Here is a 20,370-nt window from a genome sequence, read left to right as displayed (position 1 = left end):
CTATGGTTCATCTCCTGGAGGTTCCCGTGGACGGCTCCTCGCCCGCCGCGCCGGCGGCGTTAATTGATCGGCGCATTCGTCACGGTACGCCGGCATTCCGGCGCACCAACCTGGCCCTGTTCTCGTCGGGCTTTGCCACCTTCGGCCTGTTGTACTGCGTGCAGCCGCTGCTGCCGGCCTTCTCCAAAGCCTTCGGCCTGGACGCGGCGAGCAGCTCGCTGTCGCTCTCCGTCACCACGGGCGTACTGGCCGTGGCGATGCTGTTCGCCGGCGCGCTGTCCGACATGTGGGGCCGCAAGCCCGTGATGCTGGCTTCCCTGCTGGGCTCGTCGTTGCTCGTGCTTGCCACCGCGATGGCGCCCAACTGGTCCACACTGCTCGTGCTGCGCGCGATGCTTGGCATCACGTTAGCCGGCCTGCCGGCGGTCGCCATGACGTACGTCAGCGAGGAGATCCACGCTGATTCACTCGGCTTTGCCATGGGCCTGTACATCGGCGGCAACGCCATCGGTGGCATGGGGGGACGCCTGATCTCCGGTTTCGCGGCCGATCACTCATCGTGGCGCGTGGCCGTGGGCGTGATCGGTGCGCTGGGCCTCGTCGCCTGCGCGCTCGTTGCGAAAGGCTTGCCGACGTCATTGCATTTCGAAAAACGCCGCGCACATCCGCGTGCGCTGCTGGCTTCGTTTGGTTCGCTATGGCGCGACAAGGGTCTGCCCTGGCTGTTTGCCGAAGCGTTCCTGTTGATGGGTGCCTTCGTCACCATCTACAACTACGCCTCGTACCGCCTGCTGGCGCCGCCGTTCTCGCTGTCGCAATCGCATGTCGGCGCCATCTTCACGGTGTACCTGATCGGCGTGGCCAGTTCCGCATGGATGGGCTCCATCGCCGGCAGGCTAGGTCGCCGCCGGGTGCTGTGGACTACCTTCGTCATCATGCTGGCGGGTGTAGCGTTGACGGCGACGTCGTCGCTGTGGGCGATCGTCACGGGTATTGCCATGGTCACGTTCGGTTTCTTCGGCGGCCACTCCATCGCGAGCAGCTGGGTAGGCAAGCGAGCGCCGTTCGCCAAGGCACATGCATCATCGTTTTATCTGTTCTCCTACTACATGGGCTCCAGCATCGCCGGGTCGCTCGGTGGCTTCGCCTGGACACATGCCGGCTGGAATGGCGTGGCGGCATACGTCGGCGTGCTTGTGCTGGCAGGCCTCGCCATCGCGATGAAGCTCCGCCGCCTCGTCCCTCTACCCCTGTAGGAGCGCGCCTTGCGCGCGCCCGGCTATCGCGGAAAATTTCATCGCTTACGCCACCCCGGTCGCGCGCAGGCGCGCTCCTACAGGAGGTTTTGGTAGAAGGCGTGTTCGTGATCCAGGGCGTGGGCGAGGTTGGTGGCCTGGCGGAAGCCGTGGCGTTCTTCGGGGTAGGCGTGGTACTCGCATAGGATGCCCCTGTGGCGCAGGGCGTCGACCATGGCTTCGGTCTGGGCGGGCACGACGACCGCGTCGCGGCCGCCCTGGAAGAAGATGACCGGTACGCGGATGCCATCGACATGCAGCAGTGGCGTGCGTTCGCGATAGATGGCTTCGTCGGCATCCGGGTCGCCGATGAGCCAGTCCATGTAGTCGGCTTCGAACTTGTGGGTGTCTTTCGCCAGGGCGATGGGATCGCTGACGCCATACAGGCTTCCACCGCCACGGAACACGTCGCGGAATGCGAGTGCACAAAGCGCGGTGTAGCCCCCGGCACTGCCGCCACGGATGAAGGCGGCCGATGGGTCGATGAGGCCTTGCGCGATAAGCCAGGGGACGAGGGCGCAGGCGTCTTCGACGTCTGCGACGCCCCATGCGCCGCGCAGTGCATCGCGATAGGCACGGCCGTAGCCGGTGCTGCCGCGGTAGTTGATGTCGGCGACTGCGAAGCCGTGGCCGGTCCAGAACTGGATGCGGGGGTCGAAGACCGGATGCGTGGCGGAGGTGGGGCCGCCGTGGATGAAGACGATGAGTGGGGGTGGGGTTTCGGATGTGGGAAGGTAGAGGAAGCCGTGGGCGGTCGTGGCGTGAGAGGCTTCGTTAGCCTCTGTAGGAGCGCGCCTTGCGCGCGACCGGTTGTCGCGAACACCATCAACGCATTCGCATGACCGGTCGCGCGCGAGGCGCGCTCCTACATGTACCGGCCAGGTGATGGGTTGGGGTAATGCGATGTAGCTTTCGGCCAGCGGTGATTCGCCGCCTGCGATCACGATGAGGTCCCGCGTGTGCAGGTCGATGCTTATGACCGTCGAGGGGCGTGTCGGCGACGCCGCGATGGCGTATAGGTGGTTGCCATCCACGGCCAGCGCGCGAAAACGCGTGTAGTCAGATGCGAGGTCATGCCATGCGTCGCCCTCCAGCAGCGACAACCGCCCGAATCCGCGATCGAACCAGCAGACGGCATGGCAGCCATCCGGCAAGACCACCCATGTACGTGTTCCCATCTGCCAGGGCGCACCTGCGTGATCGGCGAGCGGACTCCGTAACGGCATGTCCATCGCGTCATCCGAAAATCGCCAGGGTCGCCACCAGCCATCGCGATCCGTCAGCGCCATGGGTGCGCCATCGTTGTCGAAGAGCGGCTGCTGGATGGATTCGTCGCCTTCGGCCACGACCGTGGCAGGGCGCGATACCTGTCCTTGCTGATCAAGCGACGCTTTCATCAGGCGCGTGCGCGTCCACGGCTGGTGAGGACGATCCCATTCGATCCAGGCGAGTGCGTGCGAGTGGGCGCGCGGTGATGCGTAGAAATCGGCGCCTTCGGCGAGCACGCGTCGTTTGCCCTGTGCGTGGATGGCCACCAGTCGATGGACCGGAAAACGGCCGCCTTCCGGATGTTCTTCCACGGCAAGTATGCGGGCATGTACCTCGTCGTAAACGAGATCGCCATAACGCGCATCGTCCATGCCACCGAATGGCGCAGGTGGCGATCCATCGAGCGATTGCCTGTAGACCTGCTGGTCTTTCTCGTTGACGAAGAAGGCGGCACCGTCACCCAGGCAGAACGAACCGCCGCCATACTCGTAGACCCGGCTGCGCACGCTGTAGCCATCGGGCGTGAGGCAAGCAGTATGACCGTCGCGATGCATCCATAGCCGGGTCGTGCCATCGGCAGGATCGAATCGTCCATACACGAGCACACCGGAAGCGGCGGCGAGTTCGGTGAAGTCAGTGCCGGCAGCGACGGCCTGGGCTGCGGTCAGCGGTGGGCTCATGTCGGTGTAACGCGTGCGATCAGGCGGGAATTGGGAGCATTGCGGAAGGTCAGCTGGTCGATCCGTTTCATGGCGGTTTCCGCCTCGGCGCGGGCCGCCAGGATCAGGTCGTGCCGTGGTGATTTCGCGCATACCGGATCGGTCGCGCTGGCGTCGCCGGTCAGCATGAAGGCCTGGCAGCGGCATCCGCCGAAGTCCTTGTCCTTCTCGTCGCAGGATCGGCAGGGCTCGGGCATCCAGCCGTCACCACGGAAATGATTGAAGCCTGGCGAGTCGTACCAGATGTGTTGCAGCGAGTGCTCGCGAACGTTCGGAAAGGCAATGGGCAACTGCCGCGCGCCATGACAGGGAAGGGCGGTACCGTCAGGTGTCACCGTGAGGAAGATGCTGCCCCAGCCACTCATGCAGGGCTTGGGGCGTTCCTCGTAGTAATCGGGCGTCACGAAGATCAGCTGGCAGGGATGATCCTCGCGTGCCAGTCTCTCACGATATTCATTCGTGACGCGCTCGGCGTGTTCCAGTTGCTCGCGCGTGGGTAGCAGGCCGAGCCGGTTCAGATGCGCCCAGCCGTAGAACTGGCAGGTGGCCAGCTCCACGTAGTCGGCTTCCAGCGCAAGGCAGAGTTCGATGATGCGGTCGATGCGATCGATGTTGTGACGGTGCGTCACGAAGTTCAGCACCATGGGATAGCCCTGCGCCTTCACCATGCGCGCCATGGCGAGTTTCTGCGCGAAAGCCTTGGGCGAACCGGCAATGAGGTTGTTCATATCCTCGTCGCTGGCCTGGAAACTGATCTGGATATGGTCCAGGCCTCGTTCGCGGAAGTCGGCGATCTTTGCTTCCGTCAGGCCAATACCGGAGGTGATCAGGTTGGTGTAGAAGCCAAGCCGGCGAGCCTCGCCAATGAGTTCAGGGAGATCCTGCCGCACCAGCGGCTCGCCACCGGAAAAGCCCAGCTGCGCCGCACCCATGGCACGCGCCTCGCGCAGCACACGAAACCAGTCTTCGGTGGTCAGCTCCTTGCCCTGTGCCGCGAAATCCAGCGGATTGGAGCAATACGGGCATTGCAACGGGCAGCGATAAGTCAGCTCGGCCAGCAGCCAGAACGGCATGCCGGACCGGCCGGCGTCAGGCGAAGCGGAGCCAGTGCTTTTCATGGGCCACCTGCATGAAGTCGTCTACGTCGCTGCCGATATCTTCTTCGGGAAACTCCTGCGCAAGTGCTGCGACGATCTGCCCGACGCTGCGCTGGCCGTCGATGAGTTCGCCGATCATGCCGGCGCCTTCATTGAGGCGGACCATGCCTTCGGGATACAGCAGCACGAAGGCTTCCTGCGCGGGCTCCCACTGGAAGCGATAGCCAGGACGCCAGTGCGGAATGCGTTCACGGCTCACAGGGCGATTCCCTTGTGCCAGGCTCGCTCCGTCGTGACGCTATGGTAGGGCGGGCGATGCAGTTCATAGGCCATGCTCATGGCATCGAGCATGGTCCACAGGATGTCGAGCTTGAACTGGAGGATGTCCAGCATGCGCTGCTGGGCCTCATGCGTTGTGTAGTGGTCGAGCGTGATCGAGAGGCCGTGCTCGACGTCGCGGCGTGCCTGCCCGAGTCGTGTGCGGAAGTAGGCATAGCCTTCCGCGTTGATCCATGGGTAATGCTGCGGCCAGCTGCTGAGGCGCGACTGGTGGATTTCCGGGGCGAATAGCTCGGTGAGCGAACTGCTTGCCGCCTCCTGCCAGCTCGCTCGCCGAGCAAAGTTGACGTATGCATCCACCGCGAAGCGTACGCCAGGCAGCACCAGCTCTTGCGATAGCACCTGCTTGCGATCCAGTCCCACGGCTTCGGCGAGCGTGAGCCATGCCTCGATACCGCCACCTTCGTCGGGTGCCCCGTCGTGATCGATGATGCGCTGGACCCATTCGCGACGAGTGTCGCGATCCGGGCAGTTGGCCAGGATCGCGGCATCCTTCAGGGGAATGTTCACCTGATAGTAGAAGCGATTGGCCACCCAGCCATGGATCTGTTCGCGCGTGGCACGGCCTTCGTACATCGCTACATGGTAGGGGTGGTGGCTATGGTAGTAACGGCCCTTGTCGCGCAGGGCCTGTTCGAATGCATCGCGGGATAGCGCCTGGGTCACGATCGTCGCCTAGAGAGTGATGCCCATTCCATCCCAGGCGACGTCGATGCCGCGGCGCTGCAACTCGGCGCGCTCGGGCGAATCCTCGTCCAGGATAGGATTGGTGTTGTTGATATGGATGAGGATCTTGCGCTGCACGTTCAGCGCATCCAGCACGTCGAGCATGCCGCCATGGCCGTGCTGGGCGAGATGCCCCATTTCCTTGCCGGTACGCGTGCCGACGCCGCATCGTTGCATTTCATCGTCGTGCCATAGCGTGCCGTCCACGAGCAGGCAGTGTGCGCTTGCCATGATCTGGCGCAGTTCGTCGTCTGCTTCGCCGAGTCCGGGTGCATAAAAAAGGCGGCCGCCCGTATCGAGATCGTCCACGACCAGGCCGATGTTGTCGCCAGGATGCGGGTCGCCGCGATGCGGCGAATAAGGCGGCGCGGCACTGCGTAAGGCAAAAGGCGTGAAACGCAGACGTGGGCATGCGGCAATCACGAATGGTTGGCCCGGCACGATGCCCCGGTGCGTGAGGCCGCCATTCCAGTGCGTGAGCATGCGGAACAGGGGAAACCCCTGGGTGAGGTCCTCATGGACCATGTCCGTGCACCACACTTCATGCGGGCATCCTTCGCGAAGGCTGAGCAGGCCGGTCGTATGGTCGATCTGGCTGTCCAGCAGCACGATCGCCGAGATGCCGGTGTCACGCAGCGCACGATTGGGCTGCATGGGCGCGAAAGCGGCAAGCTGTGCACGGATGTCGGGAGAGGCGTTGCATAGCACCCAGTGCACGCCATCGTCGGAAAGCGCGATGGACGATTGCGTCCTCGCCGTGGCGCGCAGCGTGCCGGCGCGAAAGCCGGCGCAGTTGGCGCAGTTGCAGTTCCATTGCGGAAAGCCGCCGCCGGCGGCGGAGCCCAGAACCTGGATATGCACGGTGATCCGTTCGTCCGTTGCAGGAAGGAAACGCCCCGGAATGCCGGGGCGCCGACGCGCCGCGTGTCAGCGGTTCGACACGTACATCGTCACTTCGAAACCGAGACGCAGATCGGTGTAGGCGGGCTTCTTCCACTTACGCATGGGGTCGATCCTCGGGTAGTCGCCAGACGTCCTGGCTTCTTCGAGATTAACACCCACCCTGCGTGGTCAAACTGTGTACTGGACGGCAGTTTCGTACCGGGCGATAGAAACGTCCAAAGACGTGCATCAGGGGCGCAGCATGAGCCCGGTAAAGGCCTGCACCAGTGGCGAGCGGTCATCGCGGCGATGAACCAGATGCAACTCGCTGGCCGAATCCGGAGAGTCGATGGCGATATAAGCCACGCCGTCGATATGCACATGGCGCATCGATTCCGGCAGTACGGCCACACCGAGGCCCGCAGCCACGAGGCTGATCATCGTAGAGGATTCGCCGGCCTCCTGCGCGATACGCGGCATGAAGCCTGCATGGCGGCACATGCTCAGCAACTGGTCGTACACACCGGTGCCGGCACCGCGCGAGAACACCACGAAGTTTTCGTCAGCCAGTTCTTCCATGCGCAGGCCTTTGCGTCGCCCCTTCACCAGCGGATGGTCTGCGCGCAGTACGGCGACGAGGGGATCGGAGACGATGCAGTGGGATACCAGGGTGGATGGCAGCGTTCCACCGCGTAGCAAGCCGATCTGCTGGCGTCCGTCGAGCAGGGCTTCGATCTGCTGCATCGTATTGCGCTCCACCAGCACGAGTCGCACCGCAGGCCAGGTTTCGCGGAAGTTGCGTATGGCGCGGGGGAATCGCTCGATGAGCGGCGTAGAGCGGGTGAATGCGACATGCAGCTCGCCGATCTCGCCGCGTTCGGCACGGCGGGCAAGATCGCCCGCATCGTCCACCCGCGCGATGATGTCGCGCGCGGCATCGAGATAGGCACGGCCGGCGTCGGTGAGTTCGACGCGGCGGTTGGTCCGGCGCAGCAGGCGCACGCCCAGCGTGGATTCCAGGTCGCGGATCTGCTGGCTGAGTGGCGGCTGGGACATGCCCAGCCGCTCGGCGGCGCGGCTGAAGTGCAGCTCGTCGGCCACGGCGATGAAGTAACGCAGGTGCCGCAGCTCGACGTTCATGCGTTCAGTCGGGACGCACGCGGATCAGGCCTTCCTGCGCCGTCGAGGCAATGAGCTTGCCGTCGCGCGTGTAGATCATGCCGCGCGCCAGTCCGCGGCCGCCCTGCGAGGTAGGGCTGTCGAATGAATACAGCAGCCATTCGTCGATGCGGAACGGACGATGGAACCACAGGGCATGGTCGAGGCTCGCCATCTGCATGTTGCGCGTGAGATAGGAGATGCCGTGCGGTAGCGTGGCCGTGCCGATGAGGTGGAAGTCGGACGCATAGGCGAGCAAGGCCTGGTGGAGCGTCAGCGCGTCGCCCACGGGCGCGTTGATGCGGAACCATATGTGCTGGTAGGGCGGCCGCTTGGCCGGGCGCAGTTCGTCGCGCGGCCACACATGACGAAACTCGAACGGGCCGCCGATGCCCAGCCAGCGCTGGGTTTTCTCCGGCAGGCGCGCCAGTTGCTCACCCGAGAGTTCGTGCATGGGTTCGACGTCTTCCGGCGCCGGTACCTCGGGCATGGACATCTGGTGCTCGTAACCGGTTTCAGGGACCTGGAACGAGATGGAGCCGTCGAGGATCGGCTGGCCGTGCTGGATGGCGACCACCCGGCGCGACGAGAACGAACCACCGTCGCGGGTGCGTTCCACGCTGTAGACGATGGGTGCCTCGATATCGCCCGCGCGCAGGAAGTAGGCGTGCAGCGAGTGGGCTTCGCGTTGCGGATCGACCGTGCGCTGCGCGGCGGAGAGGGCCTGTCCGAGCACCTGGCCACCGAAGACGAAGCGGGTGCCGATGTCGCGGCTCTGGCCGCGGAAGAGGTTGTCTTCCAGGCGCTCCAGTTCGAGCAGATCGACGAGTTCGCTGACGTGGTTGTCCGACATGGAACGGTTTCCCGGTAACGATGCGCGAATTATACGGCGCTCAGGTGTCCAGCCGGGTCAGCCGCAAGCCTTGCAGCGCGCGTGCCCAGGGAAACTGCGGGCCGGGATCGCGCTTGCGCGGCACTTCGGTATCCGGATCGTTGCTGGCCGGCACCATCGCGGTATCGAGATCTTCGTGGCCGGCCACGTGGCCCAGCGATGGAAAGCGGGCGAGCAGGTGGCCGAGCAGGGCACGCAGTGCCCCGATCTGGGCCTCCGGGTAGGGTTCGGTCATCTCCTGCCGGCGGGAATCGAACCAGTCGGGGTAGCGGCCGAGGTTCACCAGTTCGATCCCTATGGAGCGTGGATTGAAGCCCCGCGTGTGGTTGGCGATACGCAGCGGGTCCACGTAGCACAGCATCGAGCCGTCGCGGTCGATGTAGTAATGGCCGCTGGCGCCCGTGCCACGGTCTTCGTAGAGCACGCGCTCGCCATACTCACGGGCCATGGCCAGGTCGGGCAGTTCGGTGCAGTGCAGGACGATCAGGTCGATCTCGGTTGCGGCGCGTTCGGGCAGCCGGGCTTCGTAGGGCAGGGGGGCGTGGAGGATGTCGATCATGCCGCTTTGATAACATAGCCGGTCATTCCGCGTACGGAGACCGCCATGCGCGGCCACATCATCCTTTCCCACGGTTCCGATTCCGGTCCTGACGCCACCAAGGTGAGCGTCCTGGCGGCCGTGGCCGAATCGCTCGGCTGGACCACCCAGCGTCCCGATTACCGCGAGGACGACCTCAAGGGCTACGCAGGCTGCATCGAACCGCGCCTGGACAGGCTCGCCGGGGCCATGGCGGCCTCGCCGGCACCGCCGGTGCTGGTCGGTTCCAGCATGGGTGCTTTCGTCTCGGGGCTGGCCTCGCTCGACGCGCCGGTCGCCGGCCTGTTCCTGCTGGCCCTGCCGACCCACATCCCCGGCTACCCGCGCGGCTTTGCCGCCCGCAAGGATGTACCGTCGTTCCTGGTCCACGGCTACGACGACGACGTCTGCTCCGTGGACGAGGCCATCGGCTTCGCCCGGGGCCATGGCATGCCGGCCCTGCTGTTGCGCGACGATCACCGCCTGAGCGTCACCCTGCCTGTCGTCGAGGCTGAATTCCGCCGTTTCCTGGAAGGCCTCGCATGAATTTGTTCGCTACCTGCCCCAAGGGCCTGGAATACCTCCTCAAGGACGAACTGGTCGCCATCGGCGCCGGGAACGTCAAGGAGGCCCTGGCCGGCGTGTCCTTCGAGGGCTCCCTGGAGACGGCCTACCGTGCCTGCCTGTGGTCGCGCATGGCCAGCCGCGTGCTGCTGCCCGTGGCCGAGTTCGAGGCGGCCACCCCCGAGGCGCTCTACGAGGGCATCCAGGACATCGACTGGGCCGAACATCTGGCCGCTCACGGCACCCTGGCCGTGGATGCCAATACGGCCCAGAGCAAGCTCACCCACAGCCAGTTCATCGCGCTGAAGACCAAGGACGCCATCGTCGACCAGTTCCGCGCCGCCAGTGGCGCGCGCCCCGACGTGGACCCGGAGGAACCCGACTTGCGCGTCAACGTGCGCCTGCGCCGCGACCGCGCCACGGTGTCGATCGACCTGTCCGGCTCCCCGTTGCACCGTCGTGGCTGGCGCGAACGCCAGGGCGAGGCGCCCCTGAAGGAAAACCTCGCCTCGGCGATGCTGGTGCGCGCCCAGTGGCCGCGCATCTACGCCGAGGGCGGCGCGCTGGTCGATCCCATGTGCGGTTCGGGCACCCTGCTGATCGAGGGCGCCCTGATGGCCGCCGGCGTGGCCCCGGGCCTGCGCCGTGGCTACTACGGCTTCCTGGGGTGGCTGAAGCACGACTACGCCATGTGGCGCACCCTGTGGGAAGAGGCCAAGGCGGTCGCCGACGAGGGCCTGCGCAACCTGCGCCCTGTGTTCTTTGGCAGCGACAGCGACGGCAACATGGTGCAGACCGCCAAGCGCAACGCGCAGGCGGCCAACGTGGCCGGCTTCGTCCATCTGGATCGCCGCGATGCCGTGCACGTGGCCCCCCCGCCGGAAACCCCGCTGGGCCTGGTCATCACCAATCCGCCTTACGGCGAGCGCCTGGGCGATCGTGCCGAGCTGCCGCAGCTCTACCGTGAGCTGGGCCAGGCGCTGAAGGAGCGCTTCCCGGGCTGGCGTGCCGCCGTGCTGGCGGGCGATGAAGAACTGGGCCGCGCCCTGCGCCTGTCGCCGGACAAGCGCTACGCGCTGTTCAACGGCGCGCTGGAAACCCCGCTGCTCACCTTCAGCCTGCGTGCCCGCGACGAGGCGCCGCGTGAGGCCAGGCCGTTGTCCGACGGCGCGCAGATGCTGAAGAACCGGCTGGAGAAGAATGTCCGCCACCTGCGCAAGCGCCTGTCCCGCGAAGGCATCAGCTGCTGGCGCGCCTATGACCAGGATCTCCCGGAATACGCCGCCGCCATCGACGTATACGAAGACTGGCTGCACATCCAGGAATACAAGGCGCCGCAGGATATCCCGGTGGATGTCGCCCGCAACCGCCTGCGCGAGGTGGTGCGCGTGGCGGCCGAGGTGTTCGGCACCCCGCGTGATCGCATCGCGGTGAAAACCCGCGAGCGCGGCAAGGGCGGCTCCAAGTATGGCCAGTTCGACCAGCAGGGCCAGTTCGTGGAAGTGGGCGAGGGCGGCCTGCGCTTCCTCATCAATCCCACCGATTACCTCGACACGGGCCTGTTCCTCGACCACCGCCTGGTGCGTGCCAAGATCCGGGAACTTGCCGCCGGCAAGCATTTCCTGAACCTGTTCGCCTACACCGGTACGGCCAGCGTCTACGCGGCCGCGGGCGATGCGCGCGACACGACCACGGTCGATTTGTCCGCCACCTACCTCGACTGGGCATCGCGCAATCTTGCGCTGAACGGCTTCACCGGCAACCGCCACCGTCTCGTTCAGGAAGACGCGCTCTCCTTCCTGGAGAAGCGCTCGATGCAGTACGGGCTGATCTACGTCGACCCGCCGACCTTTTCCAACTCGAAGAAGGCCGACGATTTCGACGTGCAGCGCGACCACGTCAAGCTGCTGCTGCTCTGCGCCGAGCGACTGCTGCCTGAAGGCATCATCGTGTTCTCCAACAACTTCCGTCGCTTCCAGCTTGATCGGGCGGCCCTCGAGCCCCATTTCGAGATCGAGGACTGGAGTGCACCCAGCATCCCGTTCGACTTCTCACGGCGCCACGATATTCATGGCTGCTGGCTGCTCCGGAAGCCGTTCGTGAACCCATGGAGAACGTGAACATAGGGTGCAGAAAACTTCAGTCCGGATTCAGTGCCGGAGCGCGAATCTGGAATCACCACCCGGAGGTCACCGTCATGAAAGGTCAGTTCGTCAAGTCCGCTCTTTTTCTCGCCGCTGCGGGGTTGATGGCATTCGCACCCGCATCCTTCGCCCACGGGTGGGGTCGCGGCGGTTACTACCACGGCGGTGGCTATTACGGTGGCTACCATGGCGGTTACTACGGTCGCGGTCACTATGACCACGCGGGCCGCTGGGTTGCTGGCGCCATCGTTGCCGGTGCAGTCGCCGGCCTGGTCTACGGTGCCACGCGTCCGGCCACCACGGTGGTCTATGACGATCGCCCGGTGTACTACAGCCGCCCGGCCACCACGGTCATCTATGACGACGGTCCGGCATACACCACCCGTCGCGTCACCACGACCACCACGACGTATGACGATGGCTACACCACGCGCTACGTCCGCGACGAAGGCTATTGATCGTCGGCATCCGTTGAACAAAAGCCCGGCCTCGCGCCGGGCTTTTTTATTGTAGGAGCGCGCCTGCGCGCGACCGAGGTTTGCGTCATAACCGGTCGCGCGCAGGCGCGCTCCTACAGGGGGATGGTTACCTGACCATGCCGTTGGGCTCGGCGCCCGATCCCTTGCGCTGTGCCTTCTTCTCCAGCGACTGATAGGTGGCCTTGTCGATCTTCTCTACCGTCTGGATCTGGCACGGTGGATCGTCGCGGCGCACGATCTGCTCGTTGATGCTGCCGCAGATGCGCATGGGCGCCACGGCCTTGATGCTCTCGGCGCCGCGGAAGCGGATGCCGCCGCCCAGGTCCATGCGCGGGCAATCCACGTTGGTGGTTACCCGGTAGAAGTTAGGACCGTTGGCGACGATGACCGTGCGGTTGTCGACCATGGCCCAGTTGCTGATCTGGTCGGTGCGCAGGCAATCGGCGACGGGCAATTCCTTGCGAGGTAAGGGGGCCGGGGCATCGGCGGCCTGGGCGGCTCCGATCAGGATCAGGCCGGTCACGAACAGGGAGCGGGCATACATGGTGAAGTCCTCCGCGGTGAGGTAACCCTACGTTAAGCCTCCGGGGCCCCGGATACGAGGGGCAGGGCGCCCCGGTGCACCGCGCGTTAAGGCGGTGGTCGGTCGCGCTCACACCCGTTGAACGTTTCCTGCGGCATGGTCGGCGCGATCGCTGGCGCCCCTTCGTCCGCATGGAACCGTTCGATGAGCCATCATCCGCTAGGCCTCGCTTCCCTTTCGCCGGCAGGCACGGATCTCGCCACGCGTTTTCTTTCCATACGTCATCGTACGGTCGCGCTCGCTGCCCATCTGCGTCCCGAGGACACGGTGGTGCAGTCCATGCCGGACGCGAGTCCGACCAAATGGCACCTGGCGCATACGACGTGGTTCTTCGAGCAGTTCATCCTCTCGCGCGATCGCCGGTACGTGGTGGCGAATCCGGAATGGCATTACCTGTTCAACTCGTACTACCAGTCGGTGGGGCCGATGCACGCGCGGCCGCGCCGCGGCATGCTTACACGCCCGGCGCTCGATGAAGTGCTCGACTATCGTCACCGCGTGGATGAAGCCATCGCATCGATGATCTCCCGTGGTGATGATCCGGCGCTTGCTGCACTGGTTGAACTGGGAGTGCAGCACGAGCAGCAACACCAGGAACTGTTGCTCACCGACATCAAGCATGCCTTTGCGCAGAACCCGCTGGAGCCCGCCTTTGCCGCTGACGCACCGCGAGCCCTGCCTGTCGTGGCACCTGCCTTGCGTTTCGTGCCTTTCGAAGAAGGCGTGGTGAAGGTCGGTCATGAAGGCGAAGGATTCCACTTCGATAATGAAGGGCCGCGCCACCGTACCTATCGGCAGGCGGGTGCCATCGCCAATCGTCCGGTGACCAATGCGGAGTACCGTGCCTTCGTCCACGATGGTGGTTACGAAGAGCCCACGCTGTGGCTTTCGGATGGATGGGCGGCCGTGCAGGCCGAAGGCTGGAAGCGCCCGCTGTACTGGGACGAGGCGCTGGAGACCGAATTCACGTTGTCCGGCCGGCGCCCCATCGATCCCCATGCGCCCGTCACGCATATCAGTTACTTCGAGGCAGATGCGTTCGCGCGCTGGGCCGGTGCGCGCCTGCCCACGGAAACCGAGTGGGAGACGATGGCCGAAGATCTTCCCGTTCAGGGGAACCTTCAGGACACCGACATGCTCCAACCTCGTGCCTCGTCGTTCGAGACGGCGCTCGGACAGATGTACGGTGACGTTTGGGAATGGACGATGAGCCCATATGTCAGTTATCCGGGTTTCCGGCCCCTGGCCGGTGCGCTCGGTGAATACAACGGAAAGTTCATGAATGGGCAATGGGTGCTTCGAGGAGGTTCCTGCGCCACGCCCGCGGACCACATTCGCGCGACTTACCGCAACTTCTTTCCTCCCCATGCCCGCTGGCAGTTCTCGGGGATACGACTGGGAAATGATCGATGAGCGCTCTACCGAAAGACATCCGTGTCGACGACCGCCATCCGGATGTCGAGGACACCCTGCATACCGTCCGCCGCGGCCTGTCGGCGAAACCCAAGCGGCTTCCCTCGCGGCTGTTCTATGACGAACGCGGTTCCGCGCTGTTCGAGGCGATCTGCGAGCAACCGGAGTATTACCTGACGCGAACCGAGATCGCGATCATGCGCGATCATGCCGCCGAGATCGCGGCGACGCTTGGCCCCGAGGCACGTCTGGTGGAATACGGCAGCGGCAGTGGCGTCAAGACGCGCATGTTGCTGGAGCACATGGAATCTCCGGCGGCTTATGTGCCGGTGGAAATCTCGCGCACGGCGTTGATGGAAAGCGTGGCCGCACTGGCGGCGCGTTTCCCGCATGTGCCGATGCAGCCGGTGTGCGCCGACTTCACCCAGCCGTTGCGCCTGCCGGTGGCCGCCCGGGCACCGCGTCGTACGATCATCTATTTTCCTGGTTCCACGATCGGCAACTTCGAGAGCAAGGACGCCATGAAGATTCTTCGCCAGATGCGTGCGGAGATGAGCGATGGCGGTGGCGTGCTGATCGGCGTCGATCTGAAGAAGGATGCCGCCGAGATCGAGGCGGCCTATAACGATGCCGCGGGTGTCACGCGTGATTTCACCCTCAATATGCTGGTGCGCCTGAATCGCGAGATCGGCACCGATTTCGATGTCGATGCGTTCCGCCATCGTGCGCGTTACAACGCTCTTGCCGGTCGTATAGAGACCTCACTGGTCAGCACGGTTCGACAGGAAGTACGCGTGGGGCCGGAGACTTATGTCTTTCGCGAAGACGAGGCAATGCAGGTGGAGTACAGCTGCAAGTATTCGCTGGAGGATTTCGCGCTGATGGCTTCGAAGGCGGGGCTTTCGGTGGAGAAGGTGTGGATGGATGCAGAGAAGAAATTCAGCGTGCAGTACCTGGTGCGCTCCACGCCGGCCCCCTGATTCCAGATCCATATCCGACACCTTGTAGGAGCGCGCCTTGCGCGCGACCGGTTTTCACGATGACTCCGGTCGCGCGCAAGGCGCGCGCCTGCAAATGCCGGTTAGCTCGGGCGGCGGGCGCCCAGTGAGACGAGGGTTTCCTGCGCTGCCCTGATCCGCTCACTGCTGCCGGGAAGGTCCATGATCACGCGCAGCTTGTCCTGCCCGTCCATCTTGAACACACGCGGCTGCTGCTGGATCAGCTTGATCAGCGCCATCGGGTCGATATCCGGCTTGTCGCGGAAGGTGACGCGGCCGCCGTTTGCGCCGAAGTCCAGCTTGCGGATGCCCAGCGGCGTGGCCATGAGCTTCAGCTGTGCCACGGCGAACAGGCATTTGGTCTGGTCGGGCAGCAGGCCGAAGCGATCGATCATCTCGACCTGAAGCTCGCGCAGGCCTTCGTCGTCCTTCGCGCTGGCGATTCGCTTGTACAGCGTCAGGCGCGTATGCACATCCGGCAGGTAATCCTCGGGGATCAATGCCGGCAGGTGCAGTTCCACCTCCGTCTCGTGTTCCGACGTGAGGTCGAAGTCAGGCACCTTGCCCGACTTGAGCGCACGCACGGCGCGGTCGAGCAGTTCGGTGTAGAGGCCGAAACCGATTTCCTGGATCTGGCCGGATTGTTCGTCGCCCAGCATCTCGCCCGCACCACGGATTTCGAGATCGTGCGTGGCAAGGGTGAAGCCGGCGCCCAGTTCTTCCAGGGAAGCCAGTGCTTCCAGGCGCTTCTCGGCGTCGGCCGTCATCGCCTTGCGATCCGGCACGATGAGATAGGCGTAGGCACGGTGATGCGAACGGCCGACGCGACCGCGCAGCTGATGCAGCTGGGCAAGGCCGAAACGGTCTGCACGGTTCACGATGATGGTGTTCGCCGTGGGAATATCGATGCCGGATTCGATGATGGTGGTGGACACCAGCACGTTGAAGCGCTGGCGGTGGAAGTCGGCCATGACCTGTTCCAGCTCACGCTCCGGCATTTGCCCGTGCGCGACGCGGATGCGTGCTTCGGGCACCAGCTCACCCAGTTCGCGGGCAATGCGCTCGATGGACTCCACTTCGTTGTGCAGGAAATACACCTGGCCGCCACGCGACAGCTCGCGCTGGATGGCCTCGCGGATCATGGCGGGCTGGTAGGTGGAGATCAGCGTGCGCACCGCCGTGCGGTGGGCCGGCGGAGTGGCGATGATGGAGAGATCGCGCAGACCGCTCATGGCCATGTTCAGCGTACGCGGGATGGGCGTGGCGGTGAGGGTGAGCAGGTCGACCTCGGCGCGCAGTTTCTTCAGCTGCTCTTTCTGGCGTACACCGAAGCGCTGTTCCTCATCCACGATGACCAGGCCGAGGTTCTTGAAGCGGATGTCTGCCTGCAACAGCTTGTGCGTGCCGACCATGACATCCACCTGGCCGTCGGCCAGCCGTTCCAGTGCGTTGTCCACTTCCTTTTTCGACTTGAAGCGCGAGAGCACTTCCACGCGCACGGGCCAGTCGGCGAAGCGATCGGCGAAGTTGCGGTAGTGCTGCTGGGCGAGCAGGGTAGTGGGCACCAGCACGGCGACCTGCTTGCCGGCGGTAGCTGCGGCGAAGGCGGCGCGAAGGGCAACCTCCGTCTTGCCGAAGCCCACATCACCGCAGACCACGCGATCCATGGCGCGGGGCCGTGCCAGGTCGGCGATCACCGCGTCGATGGCGCGTTGCTGGTCGGCGGTTTCCTCGAAGGGGAAGGTGGCGGCGAATTCTTCGATCATCTGCCTGTCTACCGGCAGGGCTTCGCCCTGCTTGGCTTCGCGCTGCGCGTAGATCGCCAGCAGCTCGGCGGCAACGTCGCGCACCTTTTCGGCGGCCTTCTTGCGTGCGCGTTCCCAGGCGTCGCCGCCCAGGGAGTGCAGCGGCGCCAGTTCCGGTGCCGTGCCGGTGTAGCGGCTGACCAGCCCCAGCTGTGCCACGGGCACGTAGAGCTTGTCGCCCTTGGCGTATTCGATGGTGAGGAATTCACCGGGCATGTCGCCCACATCGAGCGACAGCAGGCCCTGGTAGCGACCCACGCCGTGATCGATATGGACGATGGGCGAGCCGATGGACAGCTCGGTGAGGTCCTTGATGATGCTTTCCGGATCGCGCGCGGCGCCTGCGCGCTTGCGCCGGTCGGTGCGTACGCGTTCGCCGAACAGCTCGCGTTCGGTGAGCACGGTGACCGCCGGCTTCGTAAGTGCGAAACCCTGTTCCAGCGACGCGACCGTGATGGTCAGCTTCTCGTCACTGGCGAGAAAGGCTTTCCAGCCGTCGATGTTTGCCGGTTTCATGCCGGCGCCTGCGAGCTGCTCGATCAGCGCCTCGCGACGACCGGCGGAATCCGCGGCCACCAGCACGCGGCCAGGATAATGCGCCAGGAAATGGCGCAGGGCCGTGCCGGGCTCCTCGCCCTTGCGGTTGATCGGCAGTTCCGGAGCTGGCTGCGTGCCCAGGTCCACGGCGTGCTCGTGGTCTTTCGCCACGACATCGATGCGTGGTTGCTTGTTGAGGCGCTCGCGCAGTTGTTCCGGGGCGAGATAGATATCGGCAGGCGGCAGGACCGGGCGTTCGATATCGTGCGCGCGCTGGTCATAGCGCTCGGCCACCTGTGTCCAGAAGGCGTCGGCGGCGTCGAGCGTGCCGTCGCCCAGCACGAACAGCGTTTCACCGGCGAGGTAGTCGAACAGGGTTTCCGTGGCGCTGAAGAACAGAGGCAGGTAGTACTCGATGCCGCCGGGCGTGACGCCTTCTTTCATGTCCTGGTACAGCGGACAGCGACGCACGTCGATGGGAAAGCGGTCGCGCAATGCGGCGCGGAAGGTCTTCGCGGCTTCCTCCGTCACCGGGAACTCGCGGGCGGGCAGCAGTTCCACGTTTTCGACCTGCTGCTGCGAGCGCTGGGTTTCCGGATCGAAGGTGCGGATCGATTCCACTTCGTCGTCGAACAGCTCCACACGGTAGGGTTCGCTGGCGCCCATCGCGTAGATGTCGATGAGGGCGCCGCGCACGGCGAAGTCGCCCGGCTCGGACACCTGCGGCACGTTGCGGTATCCGGCAGCCTCCAGCCGGCGCTGTTCGGCCACGATGTCGAGTTTCTGGCCCTTGCGCAGCACCAGCCCGGAGCCGGTGATGTGGCTGCGGGGGGCGATGCGCTGCATGAGGGTGGCGACCGGCACCACCAGCACGCCGCGTTTTACCGAAGGCAGGCGATACAGGGTGGCGATGCGCTGGGAGACCACCTCGGGGTGGGGGCTGAAGACGTCGTAGGGCAGGGTTTCCCAGTCGGGGAAGTGCAGCACGGACAATTCGCCCGCAAAGACGCCCAGTTCGCTTTCCAGGTTGTCGGCGCTGCGGGTATCCCGGGTGACCACCACGAGCAGGCCATCGTGCGCCCGGGCGGCCTCGGCGATTTCCAGGGCCCAGGAGGAGCCGTTTGGCACCGCCCAGTAGCGGCGGGTCTTGGCGTTGGCGGGGAGGGGCGGACGGGGAATCGCTACGGGCATCGGATCGACGGCTCGGCTTGCGGACAAGCCGGTGATTGTACTACCCCGTCATGAAGGCCTTGCCTTCGTGGGTTTGTAGGCGTTGCCGACGCCGGGTGCAGTGGGGCGCCGAGGGTCACGGTCGCGCGCAAGGCGCGCTCCTACACAAGCCCCCCTGTAGGAGCGCGCCTTGCGCACGACCAGCCGACCGGAGCCACCATGTAGGAGCGCGCCTTGCGCGCGACCGGTCAGGCCGAGGCTTCCGTCCAGGCCGCCCCACCGGCCAGCTCAATCGGCAATATCCGGCTCGAAGAAACTCCAGCGCACATCCTTGAACCGCGCCTTGAAATCGGCCTCCACGATATTGATGGCCTCGATCATGGCCCGTGCCGTCGGTGCGGGCGCCATGCGCGCCTTGATGGCCACCATGACATCCGTGCCCATCTGCAGCGTAAGCAGGTTGTAGACCAGGTCGATCTCCAGCCGGGCCTCCAGGAAGGCCACCATCTCGGCCCGGCGCTTCGGCTCCACGCCCTGGCCGATCAGCAGGGCCTTCACCTCGCGGGCCACCGCCACGGCGACCACGATCAGCAGTACGCCGATGGCGATGGTGCCGATGGCGTCGTAGATGAGATTGCCGGTTGCCATGGTCAGCAGGACGGCGGCAAGGGCGAAGGTCAGTCCCAGCAGGGCGGCGAGATCCTCGCCGAAGATCACCAGCAGCTCACTGGCCCGTGTCTCGCGGAACCACTGCCACAGACTGCGACCCTCACGCGCCTTGTTCACCTCCTGCAGGCAGCCGTGCATGGAGATGCCCTCGGTGACGATCGAGAAGGCCAGCACGCCCACGGCCAGCCACGCCCAGCGCAACGGTTCGGGATGAGTGAGCTTGTGCACACCCTCGTACACCGAAAACATGCCGCCCACGCTGAACAGCAGGATGGCGACGAGGAACGACCAGAAATACAGGGCACGGCCCCAGCCAAGCGGATACTCCGGTGATGGCGGGCGTTTGGCCTGGCGCATGCCGAGCAGAAGCAGACCCTGGTTGCCGCAGTCGGCCAGCGAGTGGACTGCTTCGGCCAGCATGGCGCCCGAGCCGGTGAACAGGGCCGCCACGAGCTTGGCGACGAAGATGGCGAAGTTGGCTCCGAGCGCGAGGAAGATGGCGCGCTTCGAATCGGCGTGTCCCGACATGTGTGCTGTGGCCCCGGCAAGTGAAAGCCACCGGCCTGCTGACCGGTGGGTTTCGATACTACCGCAGGTTTTTGCTTACCGTACCTTGTGCCACACACCCTTGATGGCGGTGACATCCACATCGTTGATCAGGCAGTGGTTGGGGTTGCCGGCTTGCTCGTCCTTCACGATTTTTCCACTCTGCTTCTTGTTCGCGATGATGGTCGAGGACGATGTCTGCCATAGCTCGGACCCGCTCCAGTCACGCGTGGTGTCGGTGGAGGCCAGCGCGTCGGGATTGGTGTTGCGTGGTGCGCACAGGGCGGAAATATTGAAGTACCGGTCGCCGATGCGCGTCTCGTTGGCGTAGTTGCTGTCCTTGTTGGCCTGCCCGGAGCGAATCACGACCCAGCCGTCGGGCACGGGATCGTTCTTTCCACGGGCCAGCGCACCCTGGCAGACCAGGCATGCCAGCAGGGCGATGGATGCGCCACGGGCGATGCAACGTATGTTCGTATTCATGATGAGTAGTCCTTTAGAGAAATGA

The 20,370-nt window shown here is 64.9% G+C and carries 19 protein-coding genes; 6 read left to right on the top strand and 13 right to left on the bottom strand.

From position 1 onward, the window contains the following. Positions 1 to 26 precede the first annotated feature (26 nt). A complete protein-coding gene (locus tag KR767_RS00445) occupies positions 27 to 1,256 on the top strand; it encodes an MFS transporter (protein WP_250877754.1) in 1,230 nt (409 codons plus the stop codon). A 77-nt stretch (positions 1,257 to 1,333) separates the two neighbouring features. Here the strand turns inward: KR767_RS00445 and KR767_RS00440 are convergent, their stop codons facing one another. From KR767_RS00440 to KR767_RS00400, 9 genes are all read right to left on the bottom strand, one after another. Then, positions 1,334 to 3,244 carry an alpha/beta hydrolase family protein gene (locus KR767_RS00440; RefSeq protein WP_250877753.1) on the bottom strand — a complete coding sequence of 637 codons (1,911 nt, stop codon included), beginning with the start codon at positions 3,242 to 3,244 and terminating at the stop codon, positions 1,334 to 1,336. Next, entirely contained in the window at positions 3,241 to 4,401 is a 1,161-nt protein-coding gene (gene pqqE, locus KR767_RS00435) for a pyrroloquinoline quinone biosynthesis protein PqqE (protein ID WP_250877752.1), read from the bottom strand. Before pqqE ends, KR767_RS00440 begins: the two co-directional genes overlap by 4 nt. Continuing rightward, positions 4,373 to 4,639, bottom strand: coding sequence for a pyrroloquinoline quinone biosynthesis peptide chaperone PqqD (gene pqqD, locus KR767_RS00430; protein WP_250877751.1), 267 nt, complete (start codon positions 4,637 to 4,639; stop codon positions 4,373 to 4,375). Before pqqD ends, pqqE begins: the two co-directional genes overlap by 29 nt. Beyond that, entirely contained in the window at positions 4,636 to 5,385 is a 750-nt protein-coding gene (gene pqqC / locus KR767_RS00425) for a pyrroloquinoline-quinone synthase PqqC (RefSeq protein WP_250877750.1), read from the bottom strand. The genes pqqD and pqqC overlap by 4 nt, the downstream gene beginning before the upstream one ends. A 9-nt stretch (positions 5,386 to 5,394) precedes the next feature. After that, the gene (pqqB, locus tag KR767_RS00420) at positions 5,395 to 6,306 is read right to left on the bottom strand and encodes a pyrroloquinoline quinone biosynthesis protein PqqB (RefSeq protein WP_166947179.1); all 912 of its coding nucleotides are present in this window, start codon (positions 6,304 to 6,306) and stop codon (positions 5,395 to 5,397) included. Positions 6,307 to 6,372: 66 nt separating this feature from the next. Next, positions 6,373 to 6,450: a pyrroloquinoline quinone precursor peptide PqqA gene (gene pqqA / locus KR767_RS00415; protein WP_166947340.1), complete on the bottom strand. Its 78-nt coding sequence runs from the start codon at positions 6,448 to 6,450 to the stop codon at positions 6,373 to 6,375. Positions 6,451 to 6,576: 126 nt separating this feature from the next. Next, on the bottom strand, positions 6,577 to 7,467 hold the full coding sequence (locus KR767_RS00410; protein ID WP_250877749.1) for a LysR family transcriptional regulator: 891 nt from the start codon (positions 7,465 to 7,467) through the stop codon (positions 6,577 to 6,579). A 4-nt stretch (positions 7,468 to 7,471) separates the two neighbouring features. Then, positions 7,472 to 8,338: an acyl-CoA thioesterase II gene (tesB, locus tag KR767_RS00405; protein WP_166947177.1), complete on the bottom strand. Its 867-nt coding sequence runs from the start codon at positions 8,336 to 8,338 to the stop codon at positions 7,472 to 7,474. A 40-nt stretch (positions 8,339 to 8,378) separates the two neighbouring features. Next, positions 8,379 to 8,936 (bottom strand): N-acetylmuramoyl-L-alanine amidase, encoded by a 558-nt coding sequence (locus KR767_RS00400; protein WP_250877748.1) that lies wholly within the window; start codon positions 8,934 to 8,936, stop codon positions 8,379 to 8,381. Positions 8,937 to 8,981: 45 nt separating this feature from the next. Here KR767_RS00400 and KR767_RS00395 point away from each other — a divergent pair, with 45 nt between their 5' ends. The 3 genes from KR767_RS00395 to KR767_RS00385 all read left to right on the top strand — a co-directional run bounded on the left by KR767_RS00395 (position 8,982) and on the right by KR767_RS00385 (position 12,120). After that, on the top strand, positions 8,982 to 9,500 hold the full coding sequence (locus KR767_RS00395) for an alpha/beta hydrolase (protein ID WP_250877747.1): 519 nt from the start codon (positions 8,982 to 8,984) through the stop codon (positions 9,498 to 9,500). Beyond that, positions 9,497 to 11,638 (top strand): bifunctional 23S rRNA (guanine(2069)-N(7))-methyltransferase RlmK/23S rRNA (guanine(2445)-N(2))-methyltransferase RlmL, encoded by a 2,142-nt coding sequence (rlmKL, locus tag KR767_RS00390; protein WP_250877746.1) that lies wholly within the window; start codon positions 9,497 to 9,499, stop codon positions 11,636 to 11,638. Before KR767_RS00395 ends, rlmKL begins: the two co-directional genes overlap by 4 nt. A gap of 77 nt (positions 11,639 to 11,715) precedes the next feature. After that, a complete protein-coding gene (locus KR767_RS00385; protein ID WP_250877745.1) occupies positions 11,716 to 12,120 on the top strand; it encodes a hypothetical protein in 405 nt (134 codons plus the stop codon). Positions 12,121 to 12,247: 127 nt separating this feature from the next. Here KR767_RS00385 and KR767_RS00380 read toward each other — a convergent pair whose 3' ends face one another. Further along, positions 12,248 to 12,685: a DUF6491 family protein gene (locus tag KR767_RS00380; protein ID WP_166947172.1), complete on the bottom strand. Its 438-nt coding sequence runs from the start codon at positions 12,683 to 12,685 to the stop codon at positions 12,248 to 12,250. Positions 12,686 to 12,868: 183 nt separating this feature from the next. On the opposite strand from KR767_RS00380, the gene egtB reads away from it, so the two are divergent. Both egtB and egtD read left to right on the top strand, forming a co-directional pair. Then, positions 12,869 to 14,137 (top strand): ergothioneine biosynthesis protein EgtB, encoded by a 1,269-nt coding sequence (gene egtB, locus KR767_RS00375; RefSeq protein WP_250877744.1) that lies wholly within the window; start codon positions 12,869 to 12,871, stop codon positions 14,135 to 14,137. Continuing rightward, positions 14,134 to 15,117: an L-histidine N(alpha)-methyltransferase gene (egtD, locus tag KR767_RS00370; RefSeq protein WP_250877743.1), complete on the top strand. Its 984-nt coding sequence runs from the start codon at positions 14,134 to 14,136 to the stop codon at positions 15,115 to 15,117. Before egtB ends, egtD begins: the two co-directional genes overlap by 4 nt. A gap of 101 nt (positions 15,118 to 15,218) precedes the next feature. Here egtD and mfd read toward each other — a convergent pair whose 3' ends face one another. The 3 genes from mfd to KR767_RS00355 form a co-directional block, all read right to left on the bottom strand. Then, positions 15,219 to 18,668, bottom strand: a complete 3,450-nt coding sequence (gene mfd / locus KR767_RS00365; protein WP_250879202.1) for a transcription-repair coupling factor — start codon at positions 18,666 to 18,668, stop codon at positions 15,219 to 15,221. 267 nt (positions 18,669 to 18,935) lie between these two features. After that, positions 18,936 to 19,844, bottom strand: coding sequence for a cation diffusion facilitator family transporter (locus KR767_RS00360; protein ID WP_250877742.1), 909 nt, complete (start codon positions 19,842 to 19,844; stop codon positions 18,936 to 18,938). A gap of 75 nt (positions 19,845 to 19,919) precedes the next feature. Beyond that, the gene (locus KR767_RS00355) at positions 19,920 to 20,345 is read right to left on the bottom strand and encodes a hypothetical protein (RefSeq protein WP_250877741.1); all 426 of its coding nucleotides are present in this window, start codon (positions 20,343 to 20,345) and stop codon (positions 19,920 to 19,922) included. Positions 20,346 to 20,370 lie beyond the last annotated feature (25 nt).

The sequence above is a fragment of the Luteibacter anthropi genome, from assembly GCF_023699965.1.
Lineage (GTDB): Bacteria > Pseudomonadota > Gammaproteobacteria > Xanthomonadales > Rhodanobacteraceae > Luteibacter > Luteibacter anthropi.
This window is presented reverse-complemented; position numbering and strand designations above follow the sequence as displayed.